The following is a 21,994-nucleotide window of genomic DNA, read 5'->3' as shown; positions in this document are numbered from 1 at the left end:
AAAACTCAAACCTGCCAAACCTCTGGCCCAACAAAAAACGCCCGCGCATTATCCTCAAGACTTTCCAGGTGATACCCGCCCTCCTGCACGATCAGGCACGGTAACCCAAGGCTGCGAATCCGTTCGCCCAACACGGCAAAACCTTCCCGGGTCACCGCGACTTTGCTTTGTGGGTCGAGCTCGAAAATGTCGAAACCCAGCGACAGCACCAATACCTCAGCGCCGAAGTCCTTTACCGCCGCCAACGCTACCTCAAGTTGCCCGAGGAAATCCGCTTCACTCGCGCCATGCTTCATCGGCAAGTTCAGGTTAAAACCCTCGCCCGCCCCGGCGCCGCGCTCGTCGGCAAACCCGGCGACACCTGGGTAGAAGTTGGTCGGATCGCCATGCACCGAGACGTAGAGCACGTCATCGCGCTGGTAGAAAATCTCTTGAATGCCCTGACCGTGATGCATGTCGGTATCGAGTACCGCGACGCGCGCGAAACCGGCGCGCAGCACTTGCGCCGCGACTGCTGCGTTATTCACGTAGCAGAAACCACCTGCCGCTTCGGCGCGGGCATGGTGACCGGGCGGACGGCATAACGCGTACGCCGCCGGTTCGCCATCAAGCAACGCCTGAGCGCCGGCAATCGCGCTTTGCGCCGACCAATAGGCCGAGCGCCAGGTCTGCTCGCCGACCGGGCAACTGCCATCGGCGAGATAACGCGCGGCTTGCGCCAAAATCCCGCGCAAGGCATTGGGCTCGCGGACGAAAATGTTCGACATGACTTCATCGCCCCAGTCTTCGGGGATTTCTTTCCAGCGCTGATGGGCTTCCTGAAGGAAGGTCAGGTACGGCGCGCTGTGCACGGCCAGCAACGGTTGAAGTCCAGCGTCGATTGGTTGCTCGACGCTGAAACCGAGGGAATGCGCAGCCTGCACCAGTCGCTGCGCGCGCTCGGGCACTTCTTGTGGCGTGCGCATCTGTCCGCGCGAATAGTAGCTGCGTGGATGGTGGAGCAATTGTTCGGCATGGAAAAAACTGCGCATGGGATAAATTCCTGTCAGTTACGAAAACTTTGGCCCGCCCTCAAACTCCGTGGCGAGCGAGCTTGCTCGCGCCGGGCTACGAAGCGGCCCCAAAACTCTTGTCAGTGATGAGGGCCTGTACCGGCCCCAGTCCTAATTGACCACGCCGGCCCGAGCCAGCACGGCATTGAGCAAAACGTCGGTGCCTTGGCGCACATCGTCCGGCAGCACATCTTCGGCTTCGTTATGACTCAAGCCGCCAACACAGGGGATAAACACCATCGCCGTCGGACAGAAGCGCGCGAGGTGAATCGCGTCGTGCCCGGCGCCGCTGACAATCGATTGCTGGGTGTAACCGAGGGCGTCCACCGCTTGCTGCACCGCCGCTACGCACTCGGCGTCGAACGGCGTGGCCGGGCTGATCCAGTGCGGGGTGATCGTCAGTTGCAGTCCGCGCGCATCGGCAATCGCCTGAAGTCGCGAACGCACTTGCTGCTCCATCGCCGCAATCGTCGCGTCATGGTGATGACGCAAATCGACGGTGAAATTCACCAGCCCCGGAATGGTGTTGCGCGAGGATTTGTTGATGCTCAATTCGCCGACCGTGGTCAGGCCTTGCGGGGCGAAATCGCTGGCCAATGCTTCGATCGCCTGAATCATCGGCGCGACGCCGTACAGTGCGTCTTTGCGCAACGGCATCGGCGTGGTGCCGGCGTGCGCAGCCATGCCTTCGACTCGTACGTCGAGCCAGCGAATTGCCTGGCCGCCGCTGACCACGCCGATGCTTTTCGCGTTGTCTTCGAGGATCGGGCCTTGCTCAATGTGCGCTTCAAAGTAGGCATCCACCGCGCCGCCCAACGCCCGCCCGGCGGCATATCCGGTGTGCTGCAAGGCTTCGGCGACGCTGATGCCGTCGACGTCACGCACCGCCAGTGCTGCGTCCAAAGACATGACGCCGGTGAACACCGCCGAACCGAACATTGCCGGGGTGAAGCGCGCGCCCTCTTCATTGGTCCACACCGCCACTTCCAACGGTTTACGGGTGCGGATCCCGAGGTCATTGAGGCAACGCAGCACTTCCAGTCCGGCGAGCACACCGTAGACGCCGTCGAAGCGACCGCCTTCAGGTTGGGTGTCGAGATGGCTGCCCATCATCACCGGCGCGGCGTCCGGATCGGTGCCGGCGCGTCGGGCAAACAGATTGCCGATGGCGTCGACGCTGAGGGTCAACCCGGCTTCGCGGCACCAGTGGCAGAAGAGTTCGCGACCGGCCTTGTCTTCCTCACTCAGGGCCAATCGGCAACTGCCGCCGCGCGCCGTCGCGCCGATTTCGGCCATGGCCATCAGGCTCGCCCACAGGCGATCAGCATTAATCTTCAACATCAGTAACTCCTCGAAAACTGGATCAGGCGTTGGCCAATTCGATGCGCTCAGCGCTGGCATGTCGACGCGCCAGGGACAACACGCAGATCAGCGAAGTGGCGGCGATCAGGCTGTAGAACACCGCCAGCGGCCACCACTGGCCGGCGAACTTGTGCGCGAGCATCGTGCCGACCAGCGGCGTCAGGCCACCGGCAACTGCGCCGCAAATCTGATAGGCCAGGGAAATCGCGGTGTAGCGCACGCGGGTCTCGAACATGCCGCTGACGTAACCTGCGATCACCGCGTAGAACGAGGCCATGCACACGACCGCCAACGCGATGCCGAGAATGATCAGCGCTGGCTGCGCCGAGCTGACCAGAACGAACATGGGGTACGGCGAGGCCATCGCCAGCACCGACATCAGGCACAGGAAGCGCGTCGCGCCGATCTTCTCGGCGACCCACGCGGCCAGCGGCTGAATGCAGAACTGAATGATCGCCACCACAAACAGGCACTCGAGAATCAGCGAGCGCGGCAACTCGAGTTGTTGGGTGGTGTAAGCGATCATGAAGGTGTTGGTGAAATACACCCCGGCGATGCCCAGCGTGTTGGCGCCGATGCACAACAGCAGCGGACGCCACGCGGTGCGTAGCACATCCATCACCGGTGCCTGCTCCTTGCGCGTACTTTTGCTGGCGAGCTCGCGACTGGCGAGGAACTCCGGGGACTCATTCACGCCCAGACGAATCGCCAGCCCGACCAGCAGCAACAGCGCGCTGGCGAGGAACGGCAGACGCCAGCCCCAACTCATCAAGTCTTCTTCAGGCAAACGCGTGACGGCGCTGAACGCGAGCAACGACAGGATCAAACCGGCCGGGCTGCCCAATTGCGCAAACGAGGCGAAAAAGTTGCGACGGCCCTTCGGCGCATGTTCGCCCGCCATCAACACCGCCCCGCCCCACTCGCCACCGACAGCGATGCCTTGGACGATGCGCAGGAGGATCAACAGCACCGGCGCGGCGACGCCGATTTGCCCGTAGGTTGGCAACAAACCGATGCACACCGTGACCACGCCCATCATCAGCAAGGTGATGATCAACGATTTCTTGCGGCCGATGCGGTCGCCGATATGGCCGAAGATAATCCCGCCCAGCGGTCGCGCGAAGAAGCCCACGGCGAAGGTGCCGAACGCGGCCATGGTGCTGAACAGTTTGTCGTCGGAGGGGAAAAACAACGCGCCGAATACCAACGCGGCGGCGGTGGCGTAGATGTAAAAGTCGTACCACTCGATCATGGTGCCGATGAAGGCTGCGGCGGCCGCACGGCGCGGTTGTGACGAAGCAAGAGGCTGCATGGGTCTGGGCTCCTTTGGTTATTTTTTTGGCAGGAGTGAAACAGCAATATCGAGGCGCTCTGGCGGCGCCTGTCTTGAGGTGATTTATCGTCTCGGGGCTATGATTAGTCAATTTTCTATTTATTATGCGGACTATTACGCCTGCTTATAATCGAGAGTCACCATGGCCGACCGCGACGTGCAACGCTTGCTCAATGACCGTCTGGACTGGAACCTGCTGCGCACCTTTCGGGTGATCGGCCAGGAACTCAGCATCAGCCGTGCCGCCGCCCGCCTGCACTTGACGCAACCGGCGGTGAGCCAAGCGTTGAAGCGCCTGGAAGAACAACTCGGCCGCCAATTGATCGCCCGCCGTGGGCCGCGTTTTGCCCTGACCGAAATCGGCGAGCAAATCTTCGAACTGGCCGGGGAAATCTATGGGCAGATGTCGCAAGTCAGCAGCGTGCTGGAGCAACCGGCCGACGAAGTGATCGGCAAAGTGCGCCTGCTGATCATCAGCCGGATATTCTCTGAGCGTTTCGATGACTTCCTCGCCGACTTTCATCGCCAGCACCCGCGGGTGGACCTGGAAGTGGATGTGATGCGCAGTTCCGACATTGTCAGCGCCCTGCAGGAGAAGACTGCGACGCTGGGCCTGAGCCTCAACCGGCGGCCGCAACCACGCTTGGAACAGCGATTGTTCCTGCGTCAGCGCTATGCATTTTTTTGCGGCAAGCATCATGGGTTGTTCGGCCGACAGGACGTCGCCGAGGGGGATTTGCAGCGAGAGAATTTCGTCAGTTTCACCAGCGACCAGATCGGCGGGATGCTCTCGCCGCTGACGATTTTTCGCGATCAGCAGGGCTTCAGCGGACGCATCGTTGCCTCGTCACCGAGCCTGGAAGAAGTCCGGCGCCTGGTGATTGCCGGGTTTGGCATTGGCTGTCTGCCCGAGCACGTGGTGGCGGCCGACGTTGACGCCGGATTGCTCTGGCGCCTGCCGCCCCACGAGGGGATTGCCGATGTCGACATTCATTTGCTGTGGAACCGCGAGCAGCGCATGAGTCGGGCGGAGACGCTGTTTATCGACAGCTTGCAGGCGTGTTTGACGGGCGGCTAGTCACTAACTGATTAGCCGCCCCGTCATTCAAGTTGCGGTGATCGCTCAGACGTGCGGATCACCCGGCGGTTTGGCCGGCGTGGCGTATTGCGGCTTGAGATGGCCGTCCTGATCGAGCAGCCAGGCGTCCATGATCTGCCGCACCACAGGGCCGGCAACGCGGCCACCGGCCTCACCGTTTTCGATCATCACCGATATCACGATCTTCGGGTGTTCGGCCGGGGCGAAACCAACGAACAAGGCATTGTCGCGGTTACGCTCCAGCGTTTTGGCGCGGTTGTACCGCTCGCCCTGCTTGATCGCCACAACTTGCGCCGTACCACTCTTGCCCGCGATGCGATATTGCGCGCCGGCCGCCGCAGCCCGGGCAATCCCGCGCGGGTCGTGCATGACCATTTGCATGCCGTGGTTGACCTGCTCCCAGTCGCGCGGGTCCTTGAGCAGAATGTTCGGCATCGGATGCTCGTCTACCGGCGCGATGCCGTCGACGGTCTTGGCCAGGTGCGGACGGTTCCACACACCTTTGTTGGCGATCAGCGCGGTGGCTTGTGCCAATTGCAGCGGCGTCACCTGCATGTAGCCCTGGCCGATGCCAAGAATCACTGTTTCACCGGGGAACCAAGGCTGGCGGCGGGTGGCGCGTTTCCACGATTGCGACGGCATCAGGCCGGCAGACTCTTCGAACATATCGAGCGAGACTTTTTCGCCGAGGCCAAACATGGCCATGTAATCGTGCAACCGATCAATGCCGAGTTTGTGCGCGAGGTCGTAGAAGTAGGTGTCGTTGGATCGCATGATCGCCGCGTCCATGTCCACCCAGCCGTCACCGCTGTGGTTCCAGTTGCGGTACTTGTGATCGAAGTCCGGCAGTTGGTAATAACCGGGATCGAAGACGCGAGTTTGCGACGTCACTACGCCAGCGTCGAGGCCGGCAATGGCGACTTCCGGTTTGATCGTCGAGCCCGGCGCATAGAGGCCGCGCAGCACGCGGTTGAACAGCGGCCGGTCGATGGAATCGTGCAGCGCCGCGTATTCTTTGAAACTGATGCCGGTGACGAAACTGTTCGGATCAAAACTCGGTTTGCTGACCATCGCCAGCACTTCGCCGGTCGCCGGATCGAGCGCAACCACCGAGCCACGGCGATCACCCAGGGCGTCCTCAGCGGCTTCCTGAAGTTTGACGTCGAGGCTCAGCACGATGTTTTTGCCAGGTATCGGGTCGGTGTGTTTGAGCACCCGAAGTACGCGGCCCTGCGCGTTGGTTTCGACTTCTTCGTAGCCGACGTGACCGTGCAACTGCGACTCGTAGAATTTCTCGATGCCGGTCTTGCCGATGGATTGGGTGCCGCGATATTCCACGCCGTCGAGCACCTTGGATTCTTTCTCGTTGATGCGCCCGACGTAGCCGATCGAATGCGCGAAGTGCGCGCCCATCGGGTAATGCCGCACGAATTGCGGCTCAACATCGATTCCCGGCAAGCGAAACTCGTTGACCGCTAGAACAGCGATCTGCTCTTCGCTGAGCTCGTAGAACAGGGTCACCGGCACAAACGGATGTCGCCCCTGCTTCATGGCTTTGTCGAACGATGCGCGATCTTCAGCCGGCAGGTGCAGGAGGCTGATCACTTCGTCCAACTCTTCATTCACATCGACAGCGCGTTCGCGGGTGATGGTGAGGTTGAAGCTTGGGCGGTTGTCGGCCAGAACGACGCCATTGCGGTCGTAGATCAGCCCACGTGTCGGGGTGATCGGCAACACGTGGACACGATTGTTTTCGGAGATGGTCGAGTGGTAATCGAATTCGACGACTTGCAGCACGTAGAGGCGCACTACCAGTGCGCAGGTGATGGCGACCACAAACAAGGCGCAGGCCATCAGTCGTTCGTTGACCAGGCGCGTCTCTTTTTCGTGATCCTTGATGGGTATTGGTTCGGGCATTTCTGCAGCAGCTCTTTGACGATGAAAGGTGAGCCGATCCGTAGGCTTGAAATCAGTCCGTTAAAAACGAGCTGCACCATACCAAAAACTGCGCGGTCGCTTTAGCGCGATTTCCTCGAACGGTTGTACTTTTTGGCTCGAGCACAGAGCCCGATTTGGTTTTCCTGCAGGCAAGACAAAACCCCTACCTGCATACGCAGATAGGGGTTTCGGAATTTAATCTTGACGATGACCTACTCTCACATGGGGAAACCCCACACTACCATCGGCGATGCATCGTTTCACTACTGAGTTCGGGATGGGATCAGGTGGTTCCAAGGCTCTATGGTCGTCAAGAAATTCGGGTACCAAATCGTGGCCAGAGGGCCGCGCTTCAGCAAATTGGGTATGTGACAGCTGTCGGTATTTGCGTGTGGCTTTGTGCACAGTCGAACTTTCGGTTCATTGCGTCTTCACACACCGCAATCTGATGCTCTTTCGAGTAGTCAAATTGCTTGGGTGTTATATGGTCAAGCCTCACGGGCAATTAGTATTGGTTAGCTCAACGCCTCACAGCGCTTACACACCCAACCTATCAACGTCGTAGTCTTCGACGGCCCTTCAGGGGACTCAAGGTCCCAGTGAGATCTCATCTTGAGGCTAGTTTCCCGCTTAGATGCTTTCAGCGGTTATCTATTCCGAACATAGCTACCCGGCAATGCCACTGGCGTGACAACCGGAACACCAGAGGTTCGTCCACTCCGGTCCTCTCGTACTAGGAGCAGCCCCTCTCAAATCTCAAACGTCCACGGCAGATAGGGACCGAACTGTCTCACGACGTTCTAAACCCAGCTCGCGTACCACTTTAAATGGCGAACAGCCATACCCTTGGGACCGGCTTCAGCCCCAGGATGTGATGAGCCGACATCGAGGTGCCAAACACCGCCGTCGATATGAACTCTTGGGCGGTATCAGCCTGTTATCCCCGGAGTACCTTTTATCCGTTGAGCGATGGCCCTTCCATACAGAACCACCGGATCACTAAGACCTACTTTCGTACCTGCTCGACGTGTCTGTCTCGCAGTCAAGCGCGCTTTTGCCTTTATACTCTACGACCGATTTCCGACCGGTCTGAGCGCACCTTCGTACTCCTCCGTTACTCTTTAGGAGGAGACCGCCCCAGTCAAACTACCCACCATACACTGTCCTCGATCCGGATAACGGACCTGAGTTAGAACCTCAAAGTTGCCAGGGTGGTATTTCAAGGTTGGCTCCACGCGAACTGGCGTCCACGCTTCAAAGCCTCCCACCTATCCTACACAAGCAAATTCAAAGTCCAGTGCAAAGCTATAGTAAAGGTTCACGGGGTCTTTCCGTCTAGCCGCGGATACACTGCATCTTCACAGCGATTTCAATTTCACTGAGTCTCGGGTGGAGACAGCGCCGCCATCGTTACGCCATTCGTGCAGGTCGGAACTTACCCGACAAGGAATTTCGCTACCTTAGGACCGTTATAGTTACGGCCGCCGTTTACCGGGGCTTCGATCAAGAGCTTCGCGTTAGCTAACCCCATCAATTAACCTTCCGGCACCGGGCAGGCGTCACACCCTATACGTCCACTTTCGTGTTTGCAGAGTGCTGTGTTTTTAATAAACAGTCGCAGCGGCCTGGTATCTTCGACCGGCATGAGCTTACGGAGCAAGTCCTTCACCCTCACCGGCGCACCTTCTCCCGAAGTTACGGTGCCATTTTGCCTAGTTCCTTCACCCGAGTTCTCTCAAGCGCCTTGGTATTCTCTACCCAACCACCTGTGTCGGTTTGGGGTACGGTTCCTGGTTACCTGAAGCTTAGAAGCTTTTCTTGGAAGCATGGCATCAACCACTTCGTGTTCTAAAAGAACACTCGTCATCAGCTCTCGGCCTTAGAATCCCGGATTTACCTAAGATTCCAGCCTACCACCTTAAACTTGGACAACCAACGCCAAGCTGGCCTAGCCTTCTCCGTCCCTCCATCGCAATAACCAGAAGTACAGGAATATTAACCTGTTTTCCATCGACTACGCTTTTCAGCCTCGCCTTAGGGACCGACTAACCCTGCGTCGATTAACGTTGCGCAGGAAACCTTGGTCTTTCGGCGTGGGTGTTTTTCACACCCATTGTCGTTACTCATGTCAGCATTCGCACTTCTGATACCTCCAGCAAGCTTCTCAACTCACCTTCACAGGCTTACAGAACGCTCCTCTACCGCATCACCTAAGTGATACCCGTAGCTTCGGTGTATGGTTTGAGCCCCGTTACATCTTCCGCGCAGGCCGACTCGACTAGTGAGCTATTACGCTTTCTTTAAAGGGTGGCTGCTTCTAAGCCAACCTCCTAGCTGTCTAAGCCTTCCCACATCGTTTCCCACTTAACCATAACTTTGGGACCTTAGCTGACGGTCTGGGTTGTTTCCCTTTTCACGACGGACGTTAGCACCCGCCGTGTGTCTCCCATGCTCGGCACTTGTAGGTATTCGGAGTTTGCATCGGTTTGGTAAGTCGGGATGACCCCCTAGCCGAAACAGTGCTCTACCCCCTACAGTGATACATGAGGCGCTACCTAAATAGCTTTCGAGGAGAACCAGCTATCTCCGAGCTTGATTAGCCTTTCACTCCGATCCACAGGTCATCCGCTAACTTTTCAACGGTAGTCGGTTCGGTCCTCCAGTTAGTGTTACCCAACCTTCAACCTGCCCATGGATAGATCGCCCGGTTTCGGGTCTATTCCCAGCGACTAGACGCCCTATTAAGACTCGCTTTCGCTACGCCTCCCCTATTCGGTTAAGCTCGCCACTGAAAATAAGTCGCTGACCCATTATACAAAAGGTACGCAGTCACCCAACAAAGTGGGCTCCCACTGCTTGTACGCATACGGTTTCAGGATCTATTTCACTCCCCTCTCCGGGGTTCTTTTCGCCTTTCCCTCACGGTACTAGTTCACTATCGGTCAGTCAGTAGTATTTAGCCTTGGAGGATGGTCCCCCCATATTCAGACAAAGTTTCTCGTGCTCCGTCCTACTCGATTTCATGACTAAGAGATTTTCGCGTACAGGGCTATCACCCACTATGGCCGCACTTTCCAGAGCGTTCCGCTAATCTCAAAGCCACTTAAGGGCTAGTCCCCGTTCGCTCGCCACTACTAAGGGAATCTCGGTTGATTTCTTTTCCTCAGGGTACTTAGATGTTTCAGTTCCCCTGGTTCGCTTCTTAAGCCTATGTATTCAGCTTAAGATACCTAACTTATGTTAGGTGGGTTCCCCCATTCAGACATCTCCGGATCAAAGTCTGTTTGCCGACTCCCCGAAGCTTTTCGCAGGCTACCACGTCTTTCATCGCCTCTGACTGCCAAGGCATCCACCGTATGCGCTTCTTCACTTGACCATATAACCCCAAGCAATCTGGTTATACTGTGAAGACGACATTCGCCGAAAATTCGTAGTACTCAAAGAGCCACTCACAAATTTTACCTTAGCCTGATCCGTTACCAGTGAAAGTAACGTTCAGTCTATCTTTCTATCACATACCCAAATTTTTAAAGAACGAACTAGTCAAAGACTAGAAATCAACATTCACCATCACAACGATGGAATGCTCATTTCTAAGCTTTATACAATCAGAAGCAGTAGTGGTGGAGCCAAACGGGATCGAACCGTTGACCTCCTGCGTGCAAGGCAGGCGCTCTCCCAGCTGAGCTATGGCCCCGTATTTCTACAGGCGTTTCCCACACAAGCAAAATTGGTGGGTCTGGGCAGATTCGAACTGCCGACCTCACCCTTATCAGGGGTGCGCTCTAACCAACTGAGCTACAGACCCAATTTCGGGCTGCTTCTTATCGTCTTCTTCAATGAATCAAGCAATTCGTGTGGGAACTTATGGAGCAGCTGATGTCGTCGATTAAGGAGGTGATCCAGCCGCAGGTTCCCCTACGGCTACCTTGTTACGACTTCACCCCAGTCATGAATCACACCGTGGTAACCGTCCTCCCGAAGGTTAGACTAGCTACTTCTGGTGCAACCCACTCCCATGGTGTGACGGGCGGTGTGTACAAGGCCCGGGAACGTATTCACCGCGACATTCTGATTCGCGATTACTAGCGATTCCGACTTCACGCAGTCGAGTTGCAGACTGCGATCCGGACTACGATCGGTTTTCTGGGATTAGCTCCACCTCGCGGCTTGGCAACCCTCTGTACCGACCATTGTAGCACGTGTGTAGCCCAGGCCGTAAGGGCCATGATGACTTGACGTCATCCCCACCTTCCTCCGGTTTGTCACCGGCAGTCTCCTTAGAGTGCCCACCATTACGTGCTGGTAACTAAGGACAAGGGTTGCGCTCGTTACGGGACTTAACCCAACATCTCACGACACGAGCTGACGACAGCCATGCAGCACCTGTCTCAATGCTCCCGAAGGCACCAATCCATCTCTGGAAAGTTCATTGGATGTCAAGGCCTGGTAAGGTTCTTCGCGTTGCTTCGAATTAAACCACATGCTCCACCGCTTGTGCGGGCCCCCGTCAATTCATTTGAGTTTTAACCTTGCGGCCGTACTCCCCAGGCGGTCAACTTAATGCGTTAGCTGCGCCACTAAGAGCTCAAGGCTCCCAACGGCTAGTTGACATCGTTTACGGCGTGGACTACCAGGGTATCTAATCCTGTTTGCTCCCCACGCTTTCGCACCTCAGTGTCAGTATCAGTCCAGGTGGTCGCCTTCGCCACTGGTGTTCCTTCCTATATCTACGCATTTCACCGCTACACAGGAAATTCCACCACCCTCTACCATACTCTAGCTTGTCAGTTTTGAATGCAGTTCCCAGGTTGAGCCCGGGGATTTCACATCCAACTTAACAAACCACCTACGCGCGCTTTACGCCCAGTAATTCCGATTAACGCTTGCACCCTCTGTATTACCGCGGCTGCTGGCACAGAGTTAGCCGGTGCTTATTCTGTCGGTAACGTCAAAACAGATACGTATTAGGTAACTGCCCTTCCTCCCAACTTAAAGTGCTTTACAATCCGAAGACCTTCTTCACACACGCGGCATGGCTGGATCAGGCTTTCGCCCATTGTCCAATATTCCCCACTGCTGCCTCCCGTAGGAGTCTGGACCGTGTCTCAGTTCCAGTGTGACTGATCATCCTCTCAGACCAGTTACGGATCGTCGCCTTGGTGAGCCATTACCTCACCAACTAGCTAATCCGACCTAGGCTCATCTGATAGCGCAAGGCCCGAAGGTCCCCTGCTTTCTCCCGTAGGACGTATGCGGTATTAGCGTCCGTTTCCGAGCGTTATCCCCCACTACCAGGCAGATTCCTAGGCATTACTCACCCGTCCGCCGCTCTCAAGAGAAGCAAGCTTCTCTCTACCGCTCGACTTGCATGTGTTAGGCCTGCCGCCAGCGTTCAATCTGAGCCATGATCAAACTCTTCAGTTCAAACATCTTTGGGTTTTTAAGAAACCCTAAACTTGGCTCAGCAATCGTTGGTTACATCTTTGATTTCTCGCGGAGTAACTTGTGATGCTGATAATCTTGTTGACTATCAGTCTGACTCCACAAGCACCCACACGAATTGCTTGATTCAGTTGTTAAAGAGCGGTTGGTTAAGATCTTTCGTCTCAACCGAGGCGCGCATTCTACAGCAGCGCCAGTTACTGTCAAGTGGTTATTTTCAGAAGTTTTCGAAGATTTCTTCAACAACTTCAACCACTTGCGCTTTCGATCTCTCGTTAGCGGGAGGCGAATTCTACAGCGTTACTCGCTGCTGTCAACCCCTCTTTTTCAACCCCCTTTCGCGCTTCGATGAACTGAAGCAACTCACTGCCGAAACCTGCGTAACTCATTGTTTACCAAGGAGTTTTCCGTTTCGACTGCGCCAGAAGTGGGGCGAATTATAGACTTCCAGATTCTCCCGTCAAGCGCTGATTTGCTGTTTCAATCAAATCGGCTAAAAACCTCCTTTATATAGACGCCGGCTCGTCGAGTGCGCAGTATATTGCCCACACGTAACATCATAATTCGCCTACTGCCTCGGACGACGCCTCGCAATGAACGACCAACCCCGCACGCTTGCCTCCACTCTGTTCTCGGTTGGCCTTCTATTAATAGCCATGGCATCGATCCAGTCCGGGGCATCCCTGGCCAAAAGCATGTTCCCCATCGTCGGCGCGCAAGGGACCACAACCCTGCGGCTGATCTTCGCCAGCGTGATCATGCTGCTGATCCTGCGCCCATGGCGAGCAACGCTGACCGCCAAGTCCCTACGCACTGTGATCATCTACGGCATGGCATTGGGCGGAATGAACTTTCTCTTCTATATGTCGCTGCGCACCGTTCCGCTGGGTATCGCCGTAGCGCTGGAATTCACCGGTCCATTGGCCGTCGCGATCTACGCCTCGCGTCGCGCCATCGACTTTCTGTGGATCGCGCTCGCCGCCGTCGGTTTGCTGCTATTGATACCCACCGGCGCGACATCCGCCGGAATTGACCTGGTGGGCGCCGGTTACGCACTCGGCGCCGGGGCGTGCTGGGCGCTATACATCCTGTTCGGGCAGAAGGCCGGCGCCGACAACGGCGTCACAACCGCTGCGCTGGGCGTCATGATCGCCGCACTGTTCGTCGCACCGATCGGCATCGTCCACGCCGGCGCCGCTTTGCTCACTCCTTCGCTGATCCCGGTTGCAATTGGGGTCGCCGTGCTGTCCACCGCCCTGCCCTACACCTTGGAGATGGTCGCCCTGACGCGAATGCCCGCGCGAACCTTCGGCACATTGATGAGCATCGAACCCGCGTTCGGTGCACTCTCGGGTTTGCTGTTCCTCCACGAATACCTGTCGTTCTCCCAGTGGATGGCCATTCTCTGCATCATTCTCGCTTCCGTTGGAGCGACATTGACTATGGGCAGCAACGCCAAACCCGCCATCGCAGCAGATTGATACCGGATTTGACGAAGCTCTGGTATTTACCGTTTATTTAGGCCATGTTTAGCCGCGCAACCCGATGCCGCACATGGAGTTTTTCAGACAGGGACAACAACGCGCGTCAGGTGAAAGTCACAGCGAACGCAGCCAGACCCGGGCGCCAGATCCGGGCCGCTATAAGGACAGTAATGAAACGAATTTTGATTTTGATCGCCGTACTCGCAATTGCAGGCTGCGCGGCGACTTCAAAGACCCAGGTCAAGCACGGCAAGAAAGGGCTGCATATCAACTGTTCCGGCCTCTCGTCCTCTTGGGACAAGTGCTACACCAGCGCCGCCAATTCGTGTGCGCCCAAAAACTACAAGGTCATCGCCAAGTCAGGGGATTCGGTGGAAGAGCCTGGTGACTATCCTTTCGGGCTCAACCCTGCCGGTTATACCAGTCGCAGCATGATCGTCATCTGCAAGTAAACGGTCGACTAGCGGCTGATCCTGGCCTAACGTTCGTTCTGCCAACGAGCGCTTACCAAAAGGGATCAGCCCATGAATAACAAGAAGGTCGTACTGGTTGTCGGCGCAGGTGATGCCACTGGCGGCGCGATTGCCAAGCGTTTTGCGCAGGAAGGTTTCGTCGCCTGTGTCACCCGGCGCAGCGCCGATAAACTCCAGCCACTGGTGGATGCGATCAACGCCAGCGGCGGCGAGGCGCATGGTTTCGCCAGCGATGCGCGCAAGGAAGAAGATGTGATCGCGCTGGTCGAGCAGATCGAAAGCGAGATCGGCCCTATCGAAGCATTCGTCTTCAACATCGGCGCCAACGTGCCGTGCAGCATTCTCGAAGAAACCGCCCGCAAATATTTCAAGATCTGGGAAATGGCCTGTTTCTCAGGATTTCTCAATGCGCGCGAAGTGGCCAAACGCATGGCCACACGCCAACGCGGCACCCTGCTGTTTACCGGCGCCACTGCTGGATTGCGCGGCGCGGCCGGGTTTGCCGCGTTCGCCGGGGCCAAGCACGGCATCCGCGCTTTGGCGCAAAGCATGGCGCGTGAACTGGGCCCGATGAACATCCACGTCGCGCATGTCGTGGTCGATGGTGCCATCGACACTGACTTCATTCGCAACAGTTTCCCGGAAAAATACGCAACCAAAGAAGACGACGGCATCCTCAACCCCGAGCACATCGCCGAAAACTATTGGTACCTGCACAGCCAGCCACGCGACGCCTGGACCTTCGAGCTCGACCTGCGCCCCTGGAATGAACGCTGGTAACCCCACGCCTCACGACGACAACTGACAACAACTGACAACAACCAAAACAGCCCAGCAGAGTGCATTGACGATGAGCAAAACCGTGGAGTTTTTCTTCGACCTCGGCAGCCCCGCCACCTACCTCGCCTACACCCAACTGCCGAAGATCTGCGCGCAGACCGACAGCCAACTGGTGTACAAACCGATGCTGCTCGGCGGCGTGTTCAAAGCCACCGGCAATGCTTCACCGGCGATGATCCCGGCAAAGGGTCGCTACATGTTCAAGGATCTGGATCGCTACGCTCAGCGATATGACGTGCCGCTGAAATTCAATCCGCACTTTCCGATCAATACGCTGATGCTGATGCGCGCGGTTACGGGTATGCAAGTGCGCCATCCCGAACGCTTTCAGGCCTTCATCGATTGCCTGTTCAGCGCGCTGTGGGTCGAGGGTCGCAACCTTGATGATCCGACTACGGTCGCAGCCGTGTTGACTGAAAACGGTTTTGAGCCGAATGCAGTGCTGGCCCTGACTGCCGATGAGCACATCAAAACTGTACTGAAAGAAAACACCGAACAGGCAGTGCAACGCGGCGTGTTCGGTGCGCCAAGCATGTTTATCGGTGATGAGCTGTTCTTCGGTCAGGACCGCTTGGACTTTGTCCGCGAAGCCCTGAGCTGAGGTCTTTCGGAAAAAAAACAGGCGCTGAAAGCAGCGCCTGAATTCCAATCCATCAGATTGCCGCAGTCCGCGTGTTCAACCATTCCAGCGCAGCGCCGTCGAGCAGCGGGCTCAGGCGTTCACGCACTTCAGCGTGATAGCCGTTGAACCACTGCTTCTCCTCCAGCGTCAGCAGCGACGGCTCCAGGCAACGGGTGTCGATCGGGCACAGGGTCAAGGTTTCGAATTTGAGGAATTCACCAAACTCGCTTTTCCCTGCCTCGCGGTTCAACACCAGATTCTCGATCCGCACGCCCCAGCGGCCCGGACGATAAGTCCCAGGCTCGATGGACGTAATCATCCCCGGCTGCATCGCGGTTTGCGGTGCTGCCGCCGCTTGATAGGCGATCACTTGCGGGCCTTCGTGAACATTGAGGAAATAACCCACGCCGTGCCCGGTGCCGTGCCCGTAATCAACGCTTTCGGCCCAGATCGGCGCGCGCGCGATCGAGTCGAGCAGCGGCGACAGGATGCCGCGAGGGAAATGCGCGCGGGACAAGGCAATCACGCCTTTGAGCACGCGGGTGCAATCGCGCTTCTGCTCCTCGGTCGGGGTGCCGACCGGGACCATGCGAGTAATGTCGGTGGTGCCGCCCAGGTATTGGCCGCCCGAGTCGATCAGCAACAAGCCGTCGCCATCGATCACCGCGTGCTCTTCTTCCGTCGCGTGGTAATGCGGCATCGCGCCATTGGCGTTGAACGCGGCAATGGTGTTGAAACTCAACGACACATAATCCGGGCGACGCATGCGCGCGGCGGTCAGGTGTTCGTCGATGGTCAGTTCGGTGATGCGCTCACGCCCCCACGCCGACTCCAGCCACGCGAAGAATTCGCACAGCGCCGCGCCGTCCTGTTCCATTGCCTGACGAATGTGTTCGGCATCGGCCAGGCTTTTCTGCGATTTGGCCAGTGTGGTCGGGTTCAAGCCTTCGAGCAGTTTGACGCCGCTGTCGAGGTTATCCAGCAAACCGGCGGTGACGCGCGCCGGGTCGACCTGCAGGCTCGAACCGCTCGGCACGGCGCGCAAGGCCTCGGCGACTTCGCTGTAATCGCGCAGGGTCACGCCGTCCTGTTCAAGGATCGCGCGCAGTTCGGCGCTGACTTTGCTCAGCGCGACGAACAACGTCGCCTGGTCCTGACTGATCAACGCGAAGGAAACGAACACCGGGTTAAACGAGACATCGCCGCCACGCAGGTTGAACAGCCAGGCGATGTCATCGAGCGTGGCGATGAAATGCCAATCGGCGCCGCGTTCTTTTAATACGTTGCGCAATTGCGCGAGTTTTTCGCCACGGCTGACGGTCGCTTGCGGCGGCAAGTGTTGATAGATCGGCTCATTGGGCAGGCTTGGACGGTCGCTCCAGACTTCGCTCAACAGGTCGATGTCCGTGCGCAGGCGTGCGCCGCGTTCTTCGAGTTTGCTGCCCAGCGTGCGTGCCGAAGCCACGGCCATTACTGCGCCATCGACGGCAACCACGCCACCTTCGGGCGTTTGCTCGGCCAGCCAGTCCAGCGGGCTTGGTTGACCCGGTTGCAGTTTGACCAACTCGATGCCGCTGCCCTTGAGCTCCTTGCTCGCTTGTTCCCAATAACGGCTGTCAGCCCAGACGCCGGCGAAATCCGCCGTAACAATCAAGGTGCCGACCGAACCGTGGAAGCCCGACAACCATTGCCGGCCCTGCCAGTAACCCGGCAAGTATTCGGACAGGTGCGGGTCGGCCGACGGCACCAGCAAGGCATGAATGCCTTCCCGGCTCATCAGCTCGCGGGTTTGCGCCAGGCGCTGGGGCACCAATCCGTTGGTCAAAGGCTGCGTACTCATCATTTCTCCTGCTAACCACTTGGTCATTATTGTTGAGTGCCGATCTGAGTCGGCGCTTTAACGGCTTATTGCCAGAACGCCGGGGCGCTGGCGCAGGCCGTTTTAATCAGTTGGACGGCTTGGTCGATATCCTGCTCGGTGGTGAAACGTCCGAGGCTCAAACGAATGGTGCGCCCGGCAGATCGCGCGTCATGCCCCAACGCCAGCAACACGTGGGACGGCGCGTTGCTCGCGGAATTGCACGCCGAGGTCGCGGAAAACGCAATCGAATGGCCCAGCGCCGTCACGTTGAATTCACCTTCGCTGAAGGTCAGGCTCAACGTATGCGGAATGCGCTGGGTGGTGCTGCCATTGAGGCGCACGCCGGGGAGACTGAACAGTTGTTCGAGCAAGCGCTCGCGCAAGTGGGCGATGGTGGCTTTCTCGTCGTCGAACAGACTGGCGGCCAATGCAAACGCTTCGCCCATGGCGACGATCTGGTGCGTGGCCAACGTCCCGGAACGCAGCCCGCCTTCATGCCCGCCGCCGTGGATCTGCGCCTGCAAGCGCTGTTGCGCGCGTGGGCCGACGTAAAGTGCGCCGATGCCTTTGGGGCCGTAGATCTTGTGCGCGGAAAACGACATCAGGTCGACCGGCCACTCGGCCAGATCAATCGCGACTTTGCCTGCGCCTTGCGCGGCGTCAACGTGAAACAGCGCGTCACGATCACGCACAACCTGGCCAATCGCCGGGATGTCGTTGACGGTGCCGAGTTCGTTATTGACCAGCATCAGCGACACCAGGAAGGTGTCGTCGCGCAGAGCCTCGCTGACCGCTTGCGGGGTAATCAGGCCTTCGGCGTTCGGGACCAGATAAGTCACCGCCACGCCGGCGTCCTGCAATTGTTTCGCGGTATCGAGGATCGCCTTGTGTTCAATCTGGCTGGTGATGATGTGCCCGCCCGACACCCCTCGCGCCTGGGCGACGCCCTTGAGCGCGAGGTTGTTCGATTCGGTGGCGCCGGAGGTCCAGACGATCTGATCAGCCTGGGCGCCGACCAATTCGGCCACTTGCCGGCGCGCCTGCTCGACCGATTGCCGCGCCTGTTGGCCGAAGGCATGGGAGCTGGAAGCCGGGTTGCCGAAGTTGCCGTTGAAACCCAGGCACTCGACCATGACTTTGATGACTCGCTCGTCCACCGGCGTAGTGGCGGCGTAGTCGAAATACAACGGACGTTTATTCATAAAAAGGCTCGCAGAGCGTGTTCCGGAATCAGGTAAGCGGTGTGCAGACGCCAGCAATACCTGAGCGGATGCTGTTAAAGAAATACGACTTCTCTTCAAAGTGCGTAGGAACGCTCCCGAAGTCGAGCTTAACAGGCATCGGCCAACCGGTTGAAGCAATGCATCAGCTAAAGCCTTCGAGCAGCAACGGATACAGCGAAACCACCAGCAACGCCGCCATGCCCCAATTGAACAGGCGCAACCAGCGAGGATCGCGCAAGACGTTGCGCAACAGCCTGCCGCAGGCGACCCAGACACTGACGCTCGGCAAGTTGATCAAGGCAAAAACCGCGGCAATCACCAGCACATTGGTGAAATAACCCTGCATCGGCGTGTAGGTGCTGATGGCACCGATGGCCATGATCCACGCCTTGGGATTGACCCACTGGAACGCTGCCGCGCCGAGATAACTGATCGGCTTGCCCTCGCCGCGCTCGCCTTCCGCGACTGGCCCGGAATGGGCAATTTTCCACGCCAGGTACAGCAAGTACGCGGCGCCGACGTAGCGCAATACCGCGTAGAGCAATGGATAGTTCTGAAACACCGTGCCCAGGCCGAAACCCACTGCAACCACCATGACAAACAGGCCGCAGGTAATCCCGAGCATGTGCGGAATGGTCCGGTTGAAGCCGAAATTCACGCCCGATGCCAGCAACAACGTGTTGTTCGGGCCAGGAGTGATCGAGGTTACGAGGGCGTACAGGGCGAAGCCCAGCAGCAAGTCGAGCGAGAGGGTCATCGGCGGCATTTCCGTCAGGGTCAGTCAGGCATTGACCCTAGCGCACGGCTTGCGCGAAACCCACGGACAGTTAGGTGAAAGTTCGAGCAGTACAGTTGCGGCTTAGCTTGGACGACCGTGCAGGTGTACGGCTCGTTCGGCGCTCATTTCACCTTGGCTATCAAAACCGAAAGTCTTCTGCGGCTGACCGAGCAATTCGGCTTTTTTCGCGTGGTACTCATCGAATGACAAACCGCGACGGTTCAGCGCTTCCATTGCCAATTCCCTGGTTTCTTCTGCGGTGTAGGGGCGCAGCTCGGGGGAAACATGGCTGGCGCATCCAGCGAGAACGGTAATGGCGAGCAACAGGGAAACGGTGAGTAAGCGGTTCATGGCGAGCGTCCTGGCAATCTGATGTTTGGCGATGGGTGAAGGCTACGCCCGGCCCGCGATTGGCAGAAATCAACGCTCTCGATAGTGGGTATCAGCCAGCGGAAACAAAAGATCACATATTCGCTAAAGATCTATAAATATCCGTTAATGATCTTTTGAGGAATAACAGCAAGCCTTTATAACAACCCCACCGCCGCACGCACTGTTGCCCAGGCAACTGTTTGCCAGGCAACAGTCATTCAACAAACAGCCCTGCCAATCACACAGTTTGCCTCGAGCATGGCGCTCGAAGCCCTGCAAATACGGGCTGCGAAGGATTGGTACAGGTCTTGCTCCAGCCCAGTGACTAGTCACTGCTCGCTGAGCAACTGTTTAAAAAGGAACTGATCATGTCGCGTCCACTGAAAGTCGTTGCCCTCTCCGGCGGAACCTGGCGCCCATCGCGCACCTTGGTGCTGACCCAGGCGCTGTTGGCCGAACTGGCCGAGCAGTTGCCAATCGAGAGCAAGTTGATCGAGCTGGGCGACATTGCCCGCCCGCTCGGCGCCGCCCTGTCGCGCCAGGAACTCAGCGCAGAGGTAGAAGCCGAGCTGCAAGCCATCGAAAGCGCCGACCTGCTGATCGTCGCCGCGCCGGTTTATCGCGGCTCTTATCCGGGCCTGCTCAAGCATCTGTTCGATCTGATCGACCTGAATGCGCTGATCAATACGCCAGTGCTGCTGGCCGCAACCGGTGGCAGCGAACGGCATGCATTGGTGCTCGATCATCAGTTACGGCCGCTGTTCAGTTTCTTCCAGGCGCTGACCTTGCCGGTTGGCGTGTACGCCACCGAGGCCGATTTCGCCAATTACCAGATCACCAGTGAGCCTTTGAAGGCGCGCATTCGTCTGGCTGCCGAACGCGCCGCACCGCTGTTCGGCGTGCACCCTAAAAATCTGCTGAAAATCGCTTAAGGATCTCTTCATGGATGTTTTCTGGTTTCTGCCGACCCACGGCGACGGCCATTACCTGGGCACTACCCAAGGCGCGCGCCCGGTGACGCTCAACTATCTGAAACAAGTGGCGCAGGCCGCCGACAGCCTCGGTTACCACGGCGTGCTGATTCCCACCGGGCGCTCCTGCGAAGACTCGTGGGTGATCGCTTCGGCGCTGGTGCCGCTGACTGAGCGCTTGCGCTATCTGGTGGCGATTCGGCCGGGGATCATTTCGCCGACGGTTTCGGCGCGCATGGCCGCGACCCTGGATCGCCTGTCGAATGGCCGCTTGCTGATCAACGTGGTCACCGGCGGCGATCCCGATGAAAACCGAGGCGACGGGATCTTCCTCGATCACAGCGAACGCTACGAAGTCACCGACGAATTTCTGAAGATCTGGCGCCGCGTTCTGCAAGGCGAATCGGTAGATTTCGAAGGCAAACACTTGCAGGTACAAAACGCCAAGGCGTTGTATCCGCCAGTGCAAAAACCGTATCCGCCGTTGTACTTCGGCGGTTCTTCGGAAGCTGCCCACGAACTCGCCGCCGAACAAGTTGACGTTTACCTGACCTGGGGCGAACCACCGGCCGCCGTTGCCGAAAAACTCGCCGATGTGCGTGAGCGTGCGGCGCGCAATGGGCGCACGGTGAAGTTCGGGATTCGCTTGCATGTGATTGTTCGCGAAACCGCGGAAGAAGCCTGGAAAGCTGCGGACAAACTGATCGAGCACATCAGCGACGAAACCATTGCGGCGGCGCAGAAGTCGTTTTCGCGGTTTGACTCCGAAGGCCAGCGGCGCATGGCGGCGTTGCATGACGGGCGCCGCGATAATCTGGAAATCTCGCCGAACCTGTGGGCCGGCGTCGGCCTGGTGCGTGGCGGTGCCGGAACCGCATTGGTCGGCGATCCGCAGCAAGTCGCGGCGCGGATCAAGGAGTACGCGGATTTGGGGATCGAGAGTTTTATCTTCTCCGGGTATCCGCACCTTGAAGAAGCCTATCGCTTTGCCGAACTGGTGTTCCCGTTGCTGCCGGAACCCTACGCAAGCCTGGCCGGACGCGGCGTGACCAACCTCACCGGGCCGTTCGGCGAAATGATCGCCAATGACGTACTGCCGAGCAAAGCCACGGCCTGACACTGCCTGACACTGCTCCTGTAG

At 57.9% G+C, this 21,994-nt stretch carries 15 protein-coding genes, 2 tRNA genes and 3 rRNA genes; 7 read left to right on the top strand and 13 right to left on the bottom strand.

The features are described 5' to 3' along the window. Nucleotides 1–5 precede the first annotated feature (5 nt). From BLU01_RS22770 to BLU01_RS22760, 3 genes are all read right to left on the bottom strand, one after another. Entirely contained in the window at nt 6–1,031 is a 1,026-nt protein-coding gene (locus BLU01_RS22770; protein ID WP_092279709.1) for a histone deacetylase family protein, read from the bottom strand. Between the two features lie 132 nt (nt 1,032–1,163). Continuing rightward, nucleotides 1,164–2,393 (bottom strand): Zn-dependent hydrolase, encoded by a 1,230-nt coding sequence (locus tag BLU01_RS22765; RefSeq protein WP_092279707.1) that lies wholly within the window; start codon nt 2,391–2,393, stop codon nt 1,164–1,166. A gap of 22 nt (nt 2,394–2,415) precedes the next feature. After that, nucleotides 2,416–3,726, bottom strand: a complete 1,311-nt coding sequence (locus tag BLU01_RS22760; RefSeq protein WP_092279705.1) for an MFS transporter — start codon at nt 3,724–3,726, stop codon at nt 2,416–2,418. 163 nt (nt 3,727–3,889) lie between these two features. Here BLU01_RS22760 and BLU01_RS22755 point away from each other — a divergent pair, with 163 nt between their 5' ends. Further along, complete coding sequence (locus tag BLU01_RS22755; protein ID WP_092279703.1) at nt 3,890–4,825, top strand: LysR family transcriptional regulator; 936 nt, start codon at nt 3,890–3,892, stop codon at nt 4,823–4,825. A 45-nt stretch (nt 4,826–4,870) separates the two neighbouring features. Here BLU01_RS22755 and mrdA read toward each other — a convergent pair whose 3' ends face one another. The 6 genes from mrdA to BLU01_RS22725 form a co-directional block, all read right to left on the bottom strand. After that, a complete protein-coding gene (mrdA, locus tag BLU01_RS22750) occupies nt 4,871–6,763 on the bottom strand; it encodes a penicillin-binding protein 2 (protein ID WP_092279701.1) in 1,893 nt (630 codons plus the stop codon). A 220-nt stretch (nt 6,764–6,983) separates the two neighbouring features. Continuing rightward, nucleotides 6,984–7,099: ribosomal RNA gene (rrf, locus tag BLU01_RS22745) — 5S ribosomal RNA — on the bottom strand. A gap of 169 nt (nt 7,100–7,268) precedes the next feature. After that, nucleotides 7,269–10,160 (bottom strand): 23S ribosomal RNA (locus BLU01_RS22740). A gap of 245 nt (nt 10,161–10,405) precedes the next feature. Then, nucleotides 10,406–10,481, bottom strand: a tRNA-Ala gene (locus tag BLU01_RS22735). Between the two features lie 34 nt (nt 10,482–10,515). Next, a tRNA-Ile gene (locus tag BLU01_RS22730) sits at nt 10,516–10,592 on the bottom strand. A gap of 82 nt (nt 10,593–10,674) precedes the next feature. Next, nucleotides 10,675–12,211, bottom strand: a 16S ribosomal RNA gene (locus BLU01_RS22725). The 16S, 23S and 5S rRNA genes sit together here with 2 tRNA genes alongside, the layout of an rRNA operon. Before the next feature lie 611 nt (nt 12,212–12,822). Here BLU01_RS22725 and rhtA point away from each other — a divergent pair. From rhtA to BLU01_RS22700, 4 genes are all read left to right on the top strand, one after another. Beyond that, complete coding sequence (gene rhtA, locus BLU01_RS22715; protein WP_092279699.1) at nt 12,823–13,710, top strand: threonine/homoserine exporter RhtA; 888 nt, start codon at nt 12,823–12,825, stop codon at nt 13,708–13,710. A gap of 173 nt (nt 13,711–13,883) precedes the next feature. Next, a complete protein-coding gene (locus BLU01_RS22710; protein ID WP_092279697.1) occupies nt 13,884–14,165 on the top strand; it encodes a hypothetical protein in 282 nt (93 codons plus the stop codon). Between the two features lie 72 nt (nt 14,166–14,237). After that, complete coding sequence (locus BLU01_RS22705) at nt 14,238–14,966, top strand: SDR family oxidoreductase (protein WP_092279695.1); 729 nt, start codon at nt 14,238–14,240, stop codon at nt 14,964–14,966. A gap of 70 nt (nt 14,967–15,036) precedes the next feature. Next, a complete protein-coding gene (locus BLU01_RS22700) occupies nt 15,037–15,627 on the top strand; it encodes a 2-hydroxychromene-2-carboxylate isomerase (RefSeq protein WP_092279693.1) in 591 nt (196 codons plus the stop codon). A 52-nt stretch (nt 15,628–15,679) separates the two neighbouring features. Here the strand turns inward: BLU01_RS22700 and BLU01_RS22695 are convergent, their stop codons facing one another. From BLU01_RS22695 to BLU01_RS22680, 4 genes are all read right to left on the bottom strand, one after another. Beyond that, the gene (locus tag BLU01_RS22695; RefSeq protein WP_092279691.1) at nt 15,680–17,488 is read right to left on the bottom strand and encodes an aminopeptidase P family protein; all 1,809 of its coding nucleotides are present in this window, start codon (nt 17,486–17,488) and stop codon (nt 15,680–15,682) included. A gap of 65 nt (nt 17,489–17,553) precedes the next feature. Then, nucleotides 17,554–18,711: a cysteine desulfurase family protein gene (locus BLU01_RS22690; protein WP_092279689.1), complete on the bottom strand. Its 1,158-nt coding sequence runs from the start codon at nt 18,709–18,711 to the stop codon at nt 17,554–17,556. A gap of 163 nt (nt 18,712–18,874) precedes the next feature. Then, nucleotides 18,875–19,489 carry a LysE family translocator gene (locus BLU01_RS22685; RefSeq protein ID WP_092279687.1) on the bottom strand — a complete coding sequence of 205 codons (615 nt, stop codon included), beginning with the start codon at nt 19,487–19,489 and terminating at the stop codon, nt 18,875–18,877. A gap of 102 nt (nt 19,490–19,591) precedes the next feature. Then, entirely contained in the window at nt 19,592–19,861 is a 270-nt protein-coding gene (locus BLU01_RS22680; RefSeq protein WP_092279685.1) for a hypothetical protein, read from the bottom strand. Between the two features lie 389 nt (nt 19,862–20,250). On the opposite strand from BLU01_RS22680, the gene msuE reads away from it, so the two are divergent. Together msuE and ssuD are read left to right on the top strand one after the other, a co-directional pair. After that, entirely contained in the window at nt 20,251–20,814 is a 564-nt protein-coding gene (msuE, locus tag BLU01_RS22675; RefSeq protein WP_092279683.1) for an FMN reductase, read from the top strand. A 10-nt stretch (nt 20,815–20,824) separates the two neighbouring features. Continuing rightward, nucleotides 20,825–21,970 (top strand): FMNH2-dependent alkanesulfonate monooxygenase, encoded by a 1,146-nt coding sequence (gene ssuD / locus BLU01_RS22670; RefSeq protein ID WP_092279681.1) that lies wholly within the window; start codon nt 20,825–20,827, stop codon nt 21,968–21,970. The last annotated feature ends 24 nt before the right edge of the window (nt 21,971–21,994 follow it).

The organism is Pseudomonas prosekii, assembly GCF_900105155.1.
In the GTDB taxonomy this organism is placed as follows: Bacteria; Pseudomonadota; Gammaproteobacteria; order Pseudomonadales; family Pseudomonadaceae; genus Aquipseudomonas; species Aquipseudomonas prosekii.
This window is presented reverse-complemented; position numbering and strand designations above follow the sequence as displayed.

Bases quoted from the DNA above. Each gene is read 5' to 3' on its own strand.
- BLU01_RS22770 (WP_092279709.1), bottom strand. From the start codon at position 1,031: ATGCGCAGTTTTTTCCATGCCGAACAATTGCTCCACCATCCACGCAGC.
- BLU01_RS22765 (WP_092279707.1), bottom strand. From the start codon at position 2,393: ATGTTGAAGATTAATGCTGATCGCCTGTGGGCGAGCCTGATGGCCATG.
- BLU01_RS22760 (WP_092279705.1), bottom strand. From the start codon at position 3,726: ATGCAGCCTCTTGCTTCGTCACAACCGCGCCGTGCGGCCGCCGCAGCC.
- BLU01_RS22755 (WP_092279703.1), top strand. From the start codon at position 3,890: ATGGCCGACCGCGACGTGCAACGCTTGCTCAATGACCGTCTGGACTGG.
- mrdA (WP_092279701.1), bottom strand. From the start codon at position 6,763: ATGCCCGAACCAATACCCATCAAGGATCACGAAAAAGAGACGCGCCTG.
- rhtA (WP_092279699.1), top strand. From the start codon at position 12,823: ATGAACGACCAACCCCGCACGCTTGCCTCCACTCTGTTCTCGGTTGGC.
- BLU01_RS22710 (WP_092279697.1), top strand. From the start codon at position 13,884: ATGAAACGAATTTTGATTTTGATCGCCGTACTCGCAATTGCAGGCTGC.
- BLU01_RS22705 (WP_092279695.1), top strand. From the start codon at position 14,238: ATGAATAACAAGAAGGTCGTACTGGTTGTCGGCGCAGGTGATGCCACT.
- BLU01_RS22700 (WP_092279693.1), top strand. From the start codon at position 15,037: ATGAGCAAAACCGTGGAGTTTTTCTTCGACCTCGGCAGCCCCGCCACC.
- BLU01_RS22695 (WP_092279691.1), bottom strand. From the start codon at position 17,488: ATGAGTACGCAGCCTTTGACCAACGGATTGGTGCCCCAGCGCCTGGCG.
- BLU01_RS22690 (WP_092279689.1), bottom strand. From the start codon at position 18,711: ATGAATAAACGTCCGTTGTATTTCGACTACGCCGCCACTACGCCGGTG.
- BLU01_RS22685 (WP_092279687.1), bottom strand. From the start codon at position 19,489: ATGACCCTCTCGCTCGACTTGCTGCTGGGCTTCGCCCTGTACGCCCTC.
- BLU01_RS22680 (WP_092279685.1), bottom strand. From the start codon at position 19,861: ATGAACCGCTTACTCACCGTTTCCCTGTTGCTCGCCATTACCGTTCTC.
- msuE (WP_092279683.1), top strand. From the start codon at position 20,251: ATGTCGCGTCCACTGAAAGTCGTTGCCCTCTCCGGCGGAACCTGGCGC.
- ssuD (WP_092279681.1), top strand. From the start codon at position 20,825: ATGGATGTTTTCTGGTTTCTGCCGACCCACGGCGACGGCCATTACCTG.